Genomic DNA, 267 nt, shown 5'->3' with positions numbered 1-267 from the left:
TGCACAAACCGCTGAAGGCGCAATGAACGAGACGACTAACATCCTGCAACGTATGCGTGATTTGTCTCTACAATCTTCAAACGGCTCAAACTCAAAAGCTGAGCGTGTAGCGATTCAAGAAGAAGTAACGGCTCTGAACGACGAGCTAAACCGCATTGCGGAAACGACGTCTTTTGGTGGTAACAAGCTGCTTAACGGTACTTACGGTACACAATCATTCCAAATCGGTGCGGATAACGGCGAAGCGGTAATGCTGAACCTGAAAGA

At 47.6% G+C, this 267-nt stretch carries 1 protein-coding gene; it reads left to right on the top strand.

Annotated features, from left to right (window positions below; genetic code table 11):
• A partial coding sequence (locus tag A3712_RS21855; protein WP_443083612.1) for a flagellin N-terminal helical domain-containing protein occupies nt 1-267 on the top strand: 267 nt, incomplete at both ends.

The sequence above is a fragment of the Vibrio sp. HI00D65 genome, from assembly GCF_001635455.1.
Classification (GTDB): domain Bacteria; phylum Pseudomonadota; class Gammaproteobacteria; order Enterobacterales; family Vibrionaceae; genus Vibrio.
Note: the sequence above shows the minus strand (reverse complement) of the source record. Positions and strands in the feature narration are given on the sequence as shown.